This window comes from Homoserinimonas sedimenticola, from assembly GCF_026094475.1.
Taxonomy (GTDB): Bacteria; Actinomycetota; Actinomycetes; order Actinomycetales; family Microbacteriaceae; genus Homoserinimonas; species Homoserinimonas sedimenticola.
This window is the reverse complement of the sequence record NZ_JAPELL010000001.1, coordinates 221,504-235,403: the sequence shown is the minus strand read 5'-3', so window position 1 is coordinate 235,403 and position 13,900 is coordinate 221,504. Positions and strand designations below refer to the sequence as shown.

General features: G+C 68.3%; 16 protein-coding genes. All 16 read right to left on the bottom strand.

Annotated features, from left to right (window positions below; genetic code table 11):
* Positions 1–4: 4 nt before the first annotated feature.
* Entirely contained in the window at positions 5–235 is a 231-nt protein-coding gene (locus OH146_RS01100; RefSeq protein WP_265156511.1) for a DUF6704 family protein, read from the bottom strand.
* 32 nt (positions 236–267) lie between these two features.
* Entirely contained in the window at positions 268–879 is a 612-nt protein-coding gene (locus OH146_RS01095; RefSeq protein ID WP_265156508.1) for a Trp biosynthesis-associated membrane protein, read from the bottom strand.
* Complete coding sequence (locus OH146_RS01090; RefSeq protein ID WP_265160587.1) at positions 876–2,399, bottom strand: anthranilate synthase component I; 1,524 nt, start codon at positions 2,397–2,399, stop codon at positions 876–878. Before OH146_RS01090 ends, OH146_RS01095 begins: the two co-directional genes overlap by 4 nt.
* On the bottom strand, positions 2,392–2,793 hold the full coding sequence (gene hisI / locus OH146_RS01085) for a phosphoribosyl-AMP cyclohydrolase (protein ID WP_372508443.1): 402 nt from the start codon (positions 2,791–2,793) through the stop codon (positions 2,392–2,394). Before hisI ends, OH146_RS01090 begins: the two co-directional genes overlap by 8 nt.
* Position 2,794: 1 nt before the next feature.
* Positions 2,795–3,556 carry an imidazole glycerol phosphate synthase subunit HisF gene (gene hisF, locus OH146_RS01080; protein ID WP_265156506.1) on the bottom strand — a complete coding sequence of 254 codons (762 nt, stop codon included), beginning with the start codon at positions 3,554–3,556 and terminating at the stop codon, positions 2,795–2,797.
* An 8-nt stretch (positions 3,557–3,564) separates the two neighbouring features.
* Positions 3,565–4,404, bottom strand: a complete 840-nt coding sequence (gene hisG / locus OH146_RS01075) for an ATP phosphoribosyltransferase (RefSeq protein WP_265156504.1) — start codon at positions 4,402–4,404, stop codon at positions 3,565–3,567.
* 59 nt (positions 4,405–4,463) lie between these two features.
* Positions 4,464–4,727, bottom strand: coding sequence for a phosphoribosyl-ATP diphosphatase (locus OH146_RS01070; RefSeq protein WP_265156502.1), 264 nt, complete (start codon positions 4,725–4,727; stop codon positions 4,464–4,466).
* A 70-nt stretch (positions 4,728–4,797) separates the two neighbouring features.
* Positions 4,798–5,172, bottom strand: coding sequence for an FKBP-type peptidyl-prolyl cis-trans isomerase (locus tag OH146_RS01065; protein WP_265156500.1), 375 nt, complete (start codon positions 5,170–5,172; stop codon positions 4,798–4,800).
* Positions 5,173–5,190: 18 nt separating this feature from the next.
* The gene (rpe, locus tag OH146_RS01060) at positions 5,191–5,853 is read right to left on the bottom strand and encodes a ribulose-phosphate 3-epimerase (RefSeq protein WP_265156498.1); all 663 of its coding nucleotides are present in this window, start codon (positions 5,851–5,853) and stop codon (positions 5,191–5,193) included.
* 9 nt (positions 5,854–5,862) lie between these two features.
* Entirely contained in the window at positions 5,863–7,275 is a 1,413-nt protein-coding gene (locus tag OH146_RS01055) for an RsmB/NOP family class I SAM-dependent RNA methyltransferase (RefSeq protein WP_265156496.1), read from the bottom strand.
* Complete coding sequence (fmt, locus tag OH146_RS01050) at positions 7,272–8,219, bottom strand: methionyl-tRNA formyltransferase (RefSeq protein WP_265156494.1); 948 nt, start codon at positions 8,217–8,219, stop codon at positions 7,272–7,274. The genes OH146_RS01055 and fmt overlap by 4 nt, the downstream gene beginning before the upstream one ends.
* A 40-nt stretch (positions 8,220–8,259) precedes the next feature.
* Positions 8,260–10,242, bottom strand: coding sequence for a primosomal protein N' family DNA-binding protein (locus OH146_RS01045; protein ID WP_265160582.1), 1,983 nt, complete (start codon positions 10,240–10,242; stop codon positions 8,260–8,262).
* A gap of 13 nt (positions 10,243–10,255) precedes the next feature.
* A complete protein-coding gene (metK, locus tag OH146_RS01040; RefSeq protein WP_265156492.1) occupies positions 10,256–11,452 on the bottom strand; it encodes a methionine adenosyltransferase in 1,197 nt (398 codons plus the stop codon).
* A 25-nt stretch (positions 11,453–11,477) separates the two neighbouring features.
* A complete protein-coding gene (gene coaBC / locus OH146_RS01035; protein ID WP_265156491.1) occupies positions 11,478–12,695 on the bottom strand; it encodes a bifunctional phosphopantothenoylcysteine decarboxylase/phosphopantothenate--cysteine ligase CoaBC in 1,218 nt (405 codons plus the stop codon).
* A gap of 10 nt (positions 12,696–12,705) precedes the next feature.
* The gene (gene rpoZ / locus OH146_RS01030; protein WP_265156489.1) at positions 12,706–12,963 is read right to left on the bottom strand and encodes a DNA-directed RNA polymerase subunit omega; all 258 of its coding nucleotides are present in this window, start codon (positions 12,961–12,963) and stop codon (positions 12,706–12,708) included.
* Between the two features lie 22 nt (positions 12,964–12,985).
* The gene (gene gmk / locus OH146_RS01025) at positions 12,986–13,900 is read right to left on the bottom strand and encodes a guanylate kinase (RefSeq protein ID WP_265156487.1); all 915 of its coding nucleotides are present in this window, start codon (positions 13,898–13,900) and stop codon (positions 12,986–12,988) included.

Below are 13,900 nucleotides of genomic sequence, written 5' to 3'. Positions count from 1 at the left end.
GAGCTCAGTGGTCCTTCGGAGTCGTGCGGTGCCCGCCGACACCGTAACCCGCCTTGGCCATGATCCAACCGACGAGAAGCCCGACGACGAGCAGACCCGCAGACGCCCACACGAAGACCGGCTGGTCGAGCCAGAACGCCAAGGTGCCCGCCGCAAAGGCGATGAGCATGATGGTGACGGCGGTCCAGGCTGCGGGAGAGTGGCCGTGGCCGGGGTCGGTGTTGTCGTCGCTCACTGAAACTCCTTCTCGGGTGCGATGGGAAAAGTCTATCGTGCGCTGGGAGGGCCGGTCGGGTCGTCGCCATCGCTCAGAGCATCCCAGTCAGAGACGGTCGAGGCCCCACGCGGTGGCTCCTCCGCGCGCGAGACTGGCGTGTCATAGCGCGCCGACGGGCCGGCCCAGCCGCGCGTCCGCATCGCGACGACGATTGCCGTGCCCGCGAGAAGGCAGCCGAGCACGACGGTCACGATCGGCCATGCCGATGCCTCGATCGAGGCCACGGTCGCATCGACAGCGCTCTCGCCGTCGAGACCGGTCAGCGAGACAACGGATGCCGCGACCGCGCGCAGCGGATCCGCAAGGGCCACGACGGCCGACGCCGCGACCCCCGCCCCCAGAAACGCGAGGATCACGGCAAGCACGACGCGCACGGCAGGGCCCGCGATCGCGAGGGCCGCGACGAGGGCGAGGGAGGCGAGGGCGAGAGGAACGAGCGCGGGCGCTGCCACATCGCCCGCGACAGCCAGCGTCCCGGTGGGAGACGTGCCATCGGCGAGCCGCACGGTGAACCACGTCATCGACCAGGCGAGCAGGATCGCGCCGCTCAGGAGTGCGACGGCGGCAAGGGCGAGAGGCTTCGACGCCCGCGTTCGCGTCATCCGGTGATCCGCCGCAGCGCGTTGGCGACCGCGACGGCCCGCAGCGGCGCGGCGGCCTTGTTCCTTGCCTCCTGGTGCTCGGACGCCGGGTCTGAATCGGCCACAAGGCCCGCACCGGCCTGCACGCGTGCAGTGCCGCCCGAGATCGTCATGGTGCGGATCGCGATCGCCAGGTCGACGTCACCGGCAAGCCCGAAGTAGCCGACAACGCCGCCGTACAATCCACGCTGAGCCACCTCGAGCTCGTCGATGATCTCGAGCGCGCGCGGCTTAGGCGCCCCCGAGAGCGTTCCTGCCGGGAAGGTCGCCGCGAAGACCTCAAGCGGCGAGGCATCCGGACGCAACTCGCCCTCGACGCTCGAGACCAAGTGCATGATGTGGCTGTAGCGCTCGACCTGCATGAACTCGGAGACCTCCACGGATCCGGGGAGGCAGACCTTCTGAAGGTCATTGCGCGCGAGATCGACGAGCATGAGGTGCTCTGCGCGCTCCTTAGGATCGCGAAGCAGGTCCTCCGCGAGCGATGCATCCTCGTCGGGCGTCGCGCCGCGTGGGCGAGAGCCAGCGATCGGATGGCTGAAAGCGCGCCCATCCTGCACCTTCACGAGAGCCTCCGGCGAGGAACCGATGACCCAGTACGGCTCCCCCGAGGCAGACTCGAGCGCGAGCAGATACATGTACGGGCTCGGGTTGAGGGTGCGCAGGACGCGATAGACGTCGATCGGCTCCGCCGAGACATCGTGATCGAAGCGCTGCGAGATGACCACCTGGAACACGTCACCATCGCGGATGAACTGCTTCGACCTCTCAACGGCGCGGTGGTAGTCGGTCTCCGCGATCCGCGCCTCAGGTGAGGGGGCGATCGACATGTCGACGTCGGCGAGCCACGCCTCGGACGGCTGGGAGAGACGCTCCTGCAGCGCGTCAAGTCGCGCCGAGGCATCCGCCCACAGCTCGTCGGGCTGCTCGGCGCCGTCGTTGAGCGCGGCAGCAACGAGGAGAACGGAGCCCGTGCGGTGATCCACGACCGCAAGTTCCGAAACGAAGGTCATCGCCTGCGCCGGGAAGGGGTAGTCCTGAGGTGGGCCGTCCGGCAACCGCTCGAGCTGCCGCACGGCCTCCCAGCCGATGAACCCGACAAGACCACCCGTGAGAGGAGGATGACCCTCGACCTTGGGAGTCGCCCAGCGCTTCTGAAGAACATCGAGGGCCGCGAGGGGCCCCTCCGGCAGTTCTCCCTCGAAAGCGCGGGAGACCGGCAGGCCGTAGTCGAGCCAGGTCGCCCGCCCCTCCTCCTCGCTCAGTACGCCGAACGACGAGACGCCGATGAAGGAGAAGCGCGACCAGATGCCGCCCTGCTCCGCCGACTCGAGTAGGAACGAGCCGGGGCGGCCATCCGCGAGCTTGCGGTAGATTCCGACCGGTGTCTCGCCGTCCGCGAAGATCTCCCGAAGAACCGGGATGACCCGGTGGGTGGGCAGGAGGGCGTCGAACTGCTCGCGAGTCGTCGAGTCATTCATGGTCATGATCTGCGAATTCCTGTCCTGCCCGGCCCTGCGTCGGCCGGAGCGGATCGACGTCGAAGCAGCGGCGCGCGCCCGTGTGGCACGCGGGTCCTACCTGATCGACGGTGACGAGGATCGTATCGGAGTCACAGTCGAGGGCGGCGCCGCGGACGAACTGCACGTTGCCGGAGGTGTCGCCCTTGCGCCAGTACTCCTGCCGCGACCGAGACCAGAACGTGACCCTACCCTCGGTCAGAGTGCGCCGCAGGGCCTCCGCATCCATCCACCCCAGCATGAGCACCTCGAGGCTGTCATGCTGCTGAATGATCGCGGGCATCAACCCGTCACGGCCGAAAGCGGCTCGCGCAAGCACCTCGTCGATCTGGGCGCTCGTCATGGTGTCCGTCATCTCACCTCACCGGAATTCCCTCATCGCGCAGCTCGCGCTTGACATCGCCGATCGTCAGCTGACCACTGTGAAACACGGATGCTGCGAGCACGGCATCAGCGCCCGCCGAGATCGCGGGCGGAAAGTGTTCGACACGGCCTGCGCCGCCGCTCGCGATGACCGGCACGGAGCTCACCTCGCGCATCGCCGCGATCAGTTCCAGGTCGAAACCATTCTTGGTGCCGTCGGCGTCGATTGAATTGACGAGAAGCTCACCGGCACCCCGCTCGATCGCCTCGCGCGCCCACGCAATTCCATCACGATCGGTCTCGGTGCGACCGCCATGGGTCGTGACGACGAAACCCGAGGGCATCCGCTCGGAACGCTTGAGGTCGAGCGACAGCACGAGCGCCTGCGAACCGAAGCGATCCGCGATCTCCGAGAGAAGCTCGGGACGCGCGATCGCCGCACTGTTGACACCCACCTTGTCAGCACCGTGCCCCTGCAGCCGCGACACGTCCTCGGTCGTGCGGACGCCGCCACCGACCGTCAGCGGGATGAAGACCTGCTCAGCTGTCGCCTGAACGACGTCATACATCGTCGCGCGCTCGTCGACCGTCGCCGTGACATCGAGGAACGTGACCTCGTCCGCCCCCTGCTCGTAGTACTTGCGTGCAAGCTCCACCGGGTCGCCCGCATCACGCAGGTTGAGGAAGTTGACGCCCTTCACGACCCGACCCGCCGCGACGTCGAGACACGGGATGACCCGCACCGCTACCGACATGGCGACACCTACAGCCGAGCCGCGTGAATCGGGCTCACGAGGATGGCGCGGGCTCCGAGGTCATAGAGCTCATCCATGACACGGTTCATGCCGACACGACGAATCATGACGCGGACCGCCACCCAGTTTTCATCCCGCAGGGGCGAGACGGTAGGCGACTCGAGCCCCGGGGTGATCGCGGCAGCCGCCTCAAGCAGCTCGGCCGGGAGGTCATAGTCCATCATGACGAACTGGCGCGCCACCAGGACGCCCTGCAGCCGCCGGTGAAGCGTCGAGATGCCGGGAAGCTCCGACTCCGCCGCGATCAGGACGGCGCTCGACTCGAGGATGACGGGTCCGAAGATCTCAAGACCCTGGGCACGGAGAGTCGAACCGGTCGAGACGACATCGGCGACTGCATCCGCGACCCCCAGCTTGACCGCCGACTCCACCGCCCCGTCCAACTTGACGAGCTCGGCGGTCACGCCGTTGCGCGCGAGGAAATCGCGGACGAGGCCCGGATAGCTTGTCGCCACGCGCACGCCCTCAAGGTCCGACAGCTCGGAGAAACGCCCCGCCGGACCGGCGAAGCGGAAGGTCGAGTCCCCGAAGGCGAGGTTCGCGATCTCCTTGGCAGGCGAACCCGAATCCAACAGGAGGTCGCGGCCCGTGATCCCGACATCAAGAGCCCCGGAGCCGACATAGGTCGCGATGTCCCGAGGGCGCAGATAGAAGAACTCGACATCGTTCTGCGGATCGGCCACCGTCAGAGCGCGAGGGTCACGCCTACCCGCGTACCCTGCCTCGTGCAGCATCTCCGCTGCGGTCTCGGCGAGGGAGCCCTTGTTGGGCACTGCAATGCGAAGCATCATTCTCTCTCTGCGGGCGCGACAGGCCCGCTCATGGGCGGTGTGCGGCGAAGAAGGGATCAGAGATGTCGATAGACGTCGGCCGGCGTGATGCCCTTCGCGAGCATGAGCACCTGCAGGTGGTAGAGGAGCTGGGAGATCTCCGCCGCCGTCTCGTCGTCCGACTCATACTCGGCCGCCATCCAGACCTCGGCGGCCTCCTCGACGATCTTCTTGCCGATCGTGTGCACACCCGCATCGAGCTCGACGACCGTGCGGGATCCCTCGGGACGATCGACGGCCTTCGCCTGGAGCTCCACGAACAGGTCATCGAAGGTCTTCACGCAGACAAGGGTACTAGTCCTAGAGGGTGCCGGATGCCGGGGCGCCGGATGCCGCGCGCCGACCCAGCGCTCAGCTGACGCCGAGCAGATCGATCACGAAGATGAGCGTGCGGCCCGAGAGCTGGTGCCCGCCGCCCGCCGGACCATACGCCAGGTGGGGCGGGCAGATCAGCTGGCGGCGGCCGCCGACCTTCATGCCGGGGATGCCCTGCTGCCACCCGGCGATGAGGCTGCCGAGGGGGAAGTTGATCGACTGGCCGCGGCTCCAGGAGGAGTCGAACTCCTCGCCGCTCTCGAAGTCGACGCCGAGGTAGTGGACGTCGACAGTCGCGCCTGGCATCGCCTCGGCACCCGTGCCCACCTCAATGTCTGTGATGACGAGCTCCGTGGGAGCCTCGCCCTCGTAGAAGTCGATCTCGGGCTTGCTGCGGTTCGAATCAGTCATGTGCTCCATCCAAGCAGATCAGTGGTGGTGGCTGGAGGCCGCCGTGCGCAATGCCTCAATCTGGGCGGCCGGATCCGGCGAGTTGTACACGCTCGACCCCGCGACAAAGGTGTTCGCCCCCGCCTCCGCCGCGATCCCGATCGTCTCCTCCGTGACGCCGCCGTCGACCTGCAGCCAGACGTCCAGCCCCCGACGCCTCACCGTGTCGCGCAGGATCTCAAGCTTCGGCATCACGCCATGCATAAAGGACTGGCCGCCGAAACCGGGCTCGACCGTCATCACGAGCACCTGGTCAAACTCCTCGAGCAGCTCCAAATAGGAATCGACGGGCGTCGCGGGCTTGAGAGCAATGCCCGCACGGGCCCCGATTTCGCGCAGGCGGCGCGCCAACGCGACAGCGTCCTTCGCCGCCTCCGCGTGGAATGTGACCGAATACGCCCCCAGCTCGGCGTAGCCGGGAGCCCAGCGGTCGGGGTCGTCGATCATGAGGTGCACGTCGAGCGGAATCGGCGAGACGGCCTGAATCCGCTCCACCATCTGTGGACCGAATGTGAGGTTGGGCACAAAGTGGTTATCCATGACATCCACGTGCACGAGATCCGCTCCCGCGATGCGACCGAGCTCCTGCTCCATATTCACGAAGTCGGCGGAGAGGATGCTGGGGTTGACGCGGACGCTCATGAGGCGAGCCTATCGAGGCAGGCGAAGCAGCGAGATAAACATCGCATCCGTGCCGTGACGATGCGGCCATAGCTGCACGGTCCCGGCCGAATCGCCCAAGTCCAGCGGCTGCGAGACGATGCCGGAAAGCACCTCCCGCGCATCCTCGAGCGTGAGGTCGGGATGCCGCCGCATCGCCGTCTCGAGAACGACGCGCGTCTCCGCAAGGTGCGGCGAACAGGTGACATAGGCGACGAGACCACCCGGTTTCGCCGCCCGGATTCCCGATTCGAGTAGTTCCCCCTGAAGGGTCGCGAGCGCAGGGACATCCCGCGGTTGCTTGCGCCATCGGGCCTCGGGGCGTCGCCGTAGCGCGCCAAGACCCGTGCAGGGGGCATCGATCAGCACTCGGTCGAAGCTGCCCGGGGCGGCCTCGCCCCAGCTCCGGCCGTCTCTCACGCTCACCTCCACCCCGCCTGGCACCGCTGCGAGGGCCCGGCGCACCAGCTCCGCTCGCGCAGGCACGACCTCATTCGCGACAAGAGAGGCGCCGGATGCTGCCGCCTCCGCAGCCAGCAGGGCCGCCTTGCCACCCGGGCCCGCACAGAGATCGAGCCAACGCTCGCCCGCGCGCACCTCCTCGGCGCGGCTGAGCGCGAGCGCGGCAAGCTGCGAGCCCTCATCCTGCACGCGAGCGCGCCCCTCGGCGACGGCCGGGATGCGAGCGGGGTCGCCGCCCGTGCTGATGGCAGCGAGCGGCGAATGGCGACCGGCACCCGCATCGAGTTCCCCCGCCTCCGCGAGGCCGGGCAGTGCGACGAGGTTCACTGCGGGGGCGATGTTGTCGGCCTCGAGTAGGGCCTCCAACTCGCCCTCGCGGCCCTCCGCTGCAAGGGCTCGGCGAAGAGCGCGCACGACCCAGGTGGGGTGCGAATGCTCGACCGCCAGACGGTCGTCAGCCCCCCGCGTGGCCGCCAAAGCCCGCCCTCGCCACTCCTCGGAAGTCGAGCGGGAAATCGTGCGCAGCACGCCGTTGACGAAACCCGTCGCCCCGCTCGATCCGATCGCACGGGTCTGTGCGACCGCCTCATCGACGGCCGCGTGCGATGCAACCCGCATCGACAGGAGCTGATGCGCGCCGAGGCGAAGCACGTCGAGCACCTCGGGGTCGATCCGGTCGACGGCGCGGCCAGCCGCGAGGGCGATGACGGCGTCATAGTAGCCGCGCCGGCGCAGAGTGCCGTAGGTGAGCTCTGTCGCGAAGCCAGCATCCGCGCCGTGGAGTGCCGCCCGCTCCAACTTGGCGGGCAGCAGGAGATTGGCGTAGGAATCGGACTCCCGCACGGCCGAGATCACCTCGTAGGCGATGCGACGAGCGGGCTGAACGCGAAGGTCGCCGCGACCGCGAGAACTACTCCCCCGTGCCGCCTGTCCGCCGCTCATGCGCGGGTCCCGGGCTCGTGGGCCACCACATCGAAACGCGTGGCGGAACCCTGCCGCCCGCGAAACCAGTCCCCCGCGCTCATGGGCTTCTTGCCCGCGGGTTGCACCTTCCGCAGTTCGAGAGCCGCGGCATCCGTGCCCACCAGGATCCGCCCGTCGATGGCAGCGACCTCGCCCGGAGCGAGCGGGGTGTCTGCCGAGACTCCCCCGATTTCGAGGATCTTCAATCGGGCGCCATCCAGCTCGGCGAAGGCGCCCGGCTCCGGCGTCACGCCCCGAATCTGGGCCGAGACCAGCGCCGGATGACGCGCAAAATCGACCCTCCCGTGGGCGAGGGAGAGCTTGGGTGCGAGCGTGACGTCGCCCACCTGCGGTTCGGACCGCGCAGTGCCGGCCTCAAGGCCATCGACGACGCGCGCGACGAGTCCCGCTCCGGATTCGGCAAGCGACGCAAGCAAGTCCCCCGCCGTGTCGTGCGGGCCAATGCGCTGCGTGAGCACGCCGTAGACATCGCCGGCGTCGAGCTCCTCGACAAGCTGGAACACGGAAGCCCCGGTAATCTCGTCACCCGCAATGAGGGCGCGCTGCACAGGGGCGGCACCCCGCCATCGCGGAAGCAGGGAGAAGTGCAGGTTGATCCAGCCGAGCCGGGGCATCGAAAGCAACGGCTCCCGGACGAGACCGCCGTAGGCGACGATGACCCCGAGATCCGGCTCGAGGGCGGAAACGCTGCGCTCGACCTCCTCGCCCAGGCGGTTTGCTCGAATTACGGGCAGACCGAGTTCCCCCGCAGCGAGAGCCACCGGCGTGGGGGTCATGACGCGCTTCCTGCCCTGGGGCGAATCCTCGCGTGTGATCACCCCGACCACCTCGTGATGGGACGCAGCGAGAACAGACAGGGTCGGAACCGCGGCCTCAGGAGAACCGGCAAAGACGACGCGCATGGAAGGTGCACCACATTTCAAGATCGACAGCGGACGTTGATCACACGAAGGGCTCGGGATCGTCAAACCGCACTCTGAGTCTAGGCATGGCGGAGGAACCGGACGCCGGAGGAACGCGGCGCCTCCGGTTCGTCGCCGCCCTCACGATCTCGGATTTGAGTGCCCGCGCCACCTCGCCGCCGGCCCCGTAGTCGAAACGAACGATCGCACGCACCCCCTCCTCCGTCGACGTCGGCCCGAGAACATCCACTCCTGCGATAGATGAGACGGCCGCCACCGCCTTCTCGACCGTTTCGGCGGTTCCTACCACCGTCGCGACTCGGACGGCGGGCGGAAACCGAAGCGAGCGGCGCTCCAGCAGCTCCCGGTGGAGAAAGTCCGTCACCCGGCCGGTCGCGAGAGCGCGGGCAAGATCGCCGCCGACCCCGACAAGGATGCTCGGGGCCCCAGGAGCCGCGAGAGCGATGGCGTTCCCCCACCAGCGGAGGCAATCCTCAGCCACCCGCAGGCTCTCCCGCGCGAGCATCCGTTCGCCGTCCAGGAGCAGCACGGCCCGGTAACCGCCCTCGGCAATCGGCTCCGCCCCTCTCGTCGCGATGACAAGGGCGGGTTGCGCCGACACCGACTCGACGGGACGCTCGCCATCGGAGACGACGACGCGCACCCCTGGGAAGGCGCGACCCAGCTCTTCAGCCGTGCGCTGAGAGCCGGAGCCGCGGCTGCGCATGCGATTCGAGTCGCACTCGGAGCAGCGCCACCCCGACGCGATCGCGCCGCACCAGGCACACGAGGGCGCGGCGCCTGCACGCCGAATCGCGAGCGGCCCGCTGCAACTTCGGCACCGCGCCGCAACCCCACACGAGTCACAGGCGAGGCCGGGCGCATAGCCGGGTCGAGCCACCTGTACGAGTACAGGCCCCTCCTGCAGGGCCGCGGTCGCCTCACGCCACGCGGTCGACGGGATGCGAGCAGCCGCCGCATACCCCTCGGCGCCCTCCTGCGCCGCCGTCGGGATGACCTTCGGCATGACCGCGCGCTCCGGGTCGACCGCCGTGAGCCACCCCAACTCGACGAGACGCTGCACCTCCGCGCTCCTCACGTGGGAGGCGAGAATCAGGGCGCTCGACTGCAGTTCCTGCCGGATCAGCGCCGCGTCACGCGAATGAACATAGGGCGCGAGAGGTTCGGCGTGAAGGGGATCGCCGTCGTCCCAGAGAGCGATGAGCCCCAGGCGTGCCGCGGGGGCATAGACGGCCGAACGGTTGCCCACGATGACGCGGGGCTCCTCGCCCAGGGCTGCGAGGTGCGACCGGTAGCGGTCCGGGTTCGACTGGCGTGCATCGAAGCGCAGGATGTACTCCTCGGGGATCACCGCCCGAAGAGCCGACAACAACTGCTCCTGATCACGGTAGTCAGGAACGGCAAGGATCGCGCTCGTACCGCCCGCGAGGGCGTTGCTCGCGGCCGATGCCAGGGCGACGGCCCACTGTCCGACCCACACGGGAGGAACATCTTCCGCCGTCACCCGTGTGAGCCGTGGCACGGCGGAGAGGGCGATTCGCTCCCGTCGCGAGACGACAGCCTCGAGCCGCCCCTCTCCGAACGCACTCACGTTCGCGGAGACGACCGGCGGGAGCCGCTCTGGCGCGGCCGAGCCAAGCCACGCCTTCTCTACTCTGACCTGCCTGCGCGGGACCGCGAGACGGACGACGTCGCTCGCCGTGCCTGCCGCGCGATCGGCCACCCGACGCGCGAGCGACCACACCTCGGGCGCGAGCACCGGAACGGGCGAGACGAGCTCTTCGATCGGACTCAGCGCGCCCTCATACTCCCCCTCATCCGCCAGCTCGATCACGAAGCCATCCGCGACCCGGCCGGCCGATCGGAGCGGAACCCGCACTCGCACGCCGGGTACGCACTCCTCCGCGACGGAGGAGGGGATGGAGTAGTCGAAGAGACGGTCGAGCTGCGGAAGGGGCGACTCGATCATGACCCGGGCGACGCGCGGCGAGCCCTCGCCCATCACGCCCTCGCCACTACAGTCCCGCTGCGGAACGGAGGTCGTCGACGCGGTCCAGCCGCTCCCAGGTGAAGTCGGGCAGCTCACGGCCGAAGTGGCCGTATGCCGCCGTCTGCGCATAGATGGGGCGAAGGAGATCCAAGTCACGGATGATGGCGGCCGGGCGAAGGTCGAAAACCTCACGGATGGCGTCGATGATGACGGCGTCCGCGACGACGCCCGTCCCGAAGGTCTCGACATAGAGGCCGACGGGTGCCGCCCGGCCGATCGCATACGCGACCTGCACTTCGAGTCGCGTGGCCAAACCCGCCGCGACCGCATTCTTGGCGACCCAGCGCATCGCGTAGGCCGCCGAGCGGTCGACCTTCGAGGGGTCCTTGCCCGAGAAGGCGCCCCCACCGTGGCGGGCGGCACCTCCATAGGTGTCGACGATGACCTTCCGGCCCGTGAGACCCGCGTCCCCCTTGGGGCCGCCGATCTCGAACTTGCCCGTCGGGTTCACGAGCAGCGAGACATCCGAATGGTCGAGTTCCGACTGCTCGAGGATCGGATCGATCACGAACTCCCGCATCTCCGCCTCGAGCGCCCTGGCGCTCACGCCCGGCGCATGCTGCGTCGAAAGGACGATCGTGTCGATCGTACGGGGAATGAGTCCCTCGTATCCCACCGTGACTTGCGTCTTGCCGTCGGGCCGGAGGTAGCTGATGTGCCCGTCCTTGCGCATCTCAGCGAGCCGCTCGGCGAGGCGGTGCGCCAGCCAGATCGGCACCGGCATGAGCTGTGGCGTCTCGTTGCTCGCGAAGCCGAACATGATGCCCTGGTCGCCCGCGCCCTGACGGCTCACCGGGTCATCGACGCTGCCCAGCCGCTGCTCAAGCGCGACATCCACCCCCTGGGCGATATCGGGTGACTGCGCGCCGATGGAGACGGTCACGCCGCAGTTGCTGCCGTCGAAACTCACCTCGGAGGAGTTGTAGCCGATGCCCGTGATGACGTCTCGGACGATGCCCGGAATGTCGACGTAACCGTCGGTCGTGACCTCGCCAGCGACATGCACGAGGCCCGTCGTGACGAGCGTCTCGACGGCAACCCGGCTGGCTGGGTCCTGCGCAAGGAGAGCGTCCAGGATCGAGTCAGAGATCTGGTCACAGATCTTGTCCGGATGCCCCTCCGTGACCGATTCGGACGTGAAGAGGCGCAGGGAATGGGTCATGTGAGCGGGAGCCTTCGATGAGCGGTCAGATGAGCAGGTCAAGGATACGGTTGGCCACCGACACCTTCGACCCGGAGGCCTCGCCCACTATAGTTCCGGCCGAATTGAGCATCGTCACGCTGTTACCCTCCGTGGCGAAACCCTCAGCCCAGCCCACCCTGTTGAGGACGAGAAAGTCACAGCCCTTGCGGGTGACCTTCTCGCGCCCCAGTCGAAGACGCTCGGCGTCGTCCCCCTCCGTCTCGGCGGCGAAACCGACCACGAGCTGACCCGGCCGCCGCTGTGCCGAGAGCTCGGCGAGGATATCGGGGTTGCGCACGAGCTCGAGGGCCAAGGTGTCGCCCTGGGAATCCTTCTTGATCTTCGCCTCCGCCACCGACGCCGGCCGGTAGTCGGCGACCGCGGCAGCCATGACGACGACATCTGCGGATGCAGCGGCATCCGTCACAGCGGCCTGCAACTCGGCCGTGCTCGAGACGGGCACAACCGTCATCCCCGCGGGCGCAGGGACCTCGGCATTGGCCAGGACGAGGGTCACGTCGGCGCCGCGGCGGCTCGCCGCGATCGCGAGCGCGACTCCCTGCCTGCCTGTCGAGCGATTACCCACGAAGCGCACGGGGTCGATGGGCTCACGCGTGCCGCCTGCCGTCACCACGATCGAGCGACCCGCGAGATCCCCCGGCCCGACCGCCGCGAGTGCGGCCTCGACGACCTCCTCGGGCTCCACGAGGCGACCCGGCCCCGAGTCGGAGCCGGTCAGCTGCCCCACGGCGGGACCGACGATGGTGGCTCCACGCTGCCGCAGCAGCTCGACGTTGGCCACGGTCGCAGGATGCTGCCACATCTCGGTATGCATCGCAGGAGCGATCACGAGGGGTGCCGTGCTCGCGAGCACGGAGTTCCCCAGGAGGTCGTCGGCGATCCCCATCGCGAGCTTCGCTATCGTGTTCGCGGTTGCGGGGGCAATGACGATGACGTCCGCGGCCTGGCCGAGCGCGACGTGGCGCACCTCGGCGACGCCCTCATAGACATCCGAATGGACGGGATTGCGGCTGATCGCCTCGAGCGTGGGCTTCCCGACGAACCGCAGCGCCGCTTCCGTCGCCACCACGTGAACGTGGTGCCCCTCGAGGACGAGTCCGCGGATGGCGTGCACGGCCTTGTAGGCCGCGATCCCTCCCGTGACCCCGAAGAGGATGTTGAGCCGCGGCGACGCGGCCCCTGCGGCTGCAGCCTCTCCCATGGGTGCGAGACTACTCGGAGAGCGGCTTGACGACGAGCTTGTCCTCGTTGATCTCATGAAGGGCGACCGTCAGCGGCTTGTCGTCGATCGTCGAGTCGACGAGCGGGCCGACATTGTCGAAGAGGCTGCCCTCGTGAAGGTCGGCGTAGTAGTCATTGATCTGGCGAGCGCGCTTCGAGGCGAAGATCACGAGCGCGTACTTTGAATCGACCTTCGAGAGCAGCTCGTCGATGGGCGGGTCGATGATGCCCTGTGAACGGTTGACCATGGTCGAAAACTCCTTGGGGCCCTCAGCGGGCCGTCGTGCGTCGGCGTGAGACAGACATCAAGTCTACGACCTCCTGCGCCGCCTCGCTGACGGTGTGGTTGACGACGCGGTGATCGAACTCGTCTTGAGCGGCCAATTCGACCTTTGCGGTCTCAAGGCGCCGCGCCTGCTCGGCCGCATCCTCCGTGCCCCGTCCGGTCAGGCGACGGACGAGCTCCTCCCACGTGGGCGGCAGGAGGAAGACGAGGACCGCTTCCGGCATCGCCTCCTTGACCGAACGGGCGCCCTGGATGTCGATCTCGAGCAGCACGCTCCGCCCCTCCGCCAGCGCCTCCTCGATGGGCGCACGGGGTGTGCCGTATCGGTAGGCGTTGTGGACGGTCGCGGTCTCGAGCATCTTGCCGGACGCTTCGAGCTCGTCGAACTCCTCGTCGCTCACAAAGTAGTAGTTGACTCCGTGAACCTCACCGGGTCGGGGCGCGCGCGTCGTAGCCGAGACCGAGAGGTGCACCTCGGGGTAGTTCTCGCGGATGTAGCTCGAGACCGTGCCCTTGCCGACCGCGGTGGGGCCGGCCAGCACGACGAGCCGACTGCCACCGCGAGCAACCGCCTCACGATCCCGGAGCCACTCTTCGAGACGAAGCCTCTGCCGGCGCCCAAGGCCGCCGACGCGCTTGGAGTCGGCAATGCCCAGTTGGGTCATGACGGAGGCGACGCGCACAGGGCCGAGCCCCACGATGCTTCCCAGAAGCTCACGCACGCGCAGGGTCGCCTCCGGCACATCCGAATTCCCCTCCCAGGCGCTGCGCACGACATCGAGTGGAGAACGCTCCCCCGTGGCAACGGCTCGCTTCACCTCTGCTCTGGCGCGTCTCGCGGCCACCGCCGCCCTGGCCGCCGCGACGCGATCGACGTCGGGAGGGCTCATGCTCGCCAT

Coding starts and splice junctions, on each gene's coding strand:
- OH146_RS01095 (WP_265156508.1), bottom strand. CDS start 879: ATGACGCGAACGCGGGCGTCGAAGCCTCTCGCCCTTGCCGCCGTCGCA.
- OH146_RS01090 (WP_265160587.1), bottom strand. CDS start 2,399: ATGAATGACTCGACGACTCGCGAGCAGTTCGACGCCCTCCTGCCCACC.
- hisI (WP_372508443.1), bottom strand. CDS start 2,793: ATGACGGACACCATGACGAGCGCCCAGATCGACGAGGTGCTTGCGCGA.
- hisF (WP_265156506.1), bottom strand. CDS start 3,556: ATGTCGGTAGCGGTGCGGGTCATCCCGTGTCTCGACGTCGCGGCGGGT.
- hisG (WP_265156504.1), bottom strand. CDS start 4,404: ATGCTTCGCATTGCAGTGCCCAACAAGGGCTCCCTCGCCGAGACCGCA.
- OH146_RS01065 (WP_265156500.1), bottom strand. CDS start 5,172: ATGACTGATTCGAACCGCAGCAAGCCCGAGATCGACTTCTACGAGGGC.
- rpe (WP_265156498.1), bottom strand. CDS start 5,853: ATGAGCGTCCGCGTCAACCCCAGCATCCTCTCCGCCGACTTCGTGAAT.
- OH146_RS01055 (WP_265156496.1), bottom strand. CDS start 7,275: ATGAGCGGCGGACAGGCGGCACGGGGGAGTAGTTCTCGCGGTCGCGGC.
- fmt (WP_265156494.1), bottom strand. CDS start 8,219: ATGCGCGTCGTCTTTGCCGGTTCTCCTGAGGCCGCGGTTCCGACCCTG.
- OH146_RS01045 (WP_265160582.1), bottom strand. CDS start 10,242: ATGGGCGAGGGCTCGCCGCGCGTCGCCCGGGTCATGATCGAGTCGCCC.
- metK (WP_265156492.1), bottom strand. CDS start 11,452: ATGACCCATTCCCTGCGCCTCTTCACGTCCGAATCGGTCACGGAGGGG.
- coaBC (WP_265156491.1), bottom strand. CDS start 12,695: ATGGGAGAGGCTGCAGCCGCAGGGGCCGCGTCGCCGCGGCTCAACATC.
- rpoZ (WP_265156489.1), bottom strand. CDS start 12,963: ATGGTCAACCGTTCACAGGGCATCATCGACCCGCCCATCGACGAGCTG.
- gmk (WP_265156487.1), bottom strand. CDS start 13,900: ATGGCGAGCATGAGCCCTCCCGACGTCGATCGCGTCGCGGCGGCCAGG.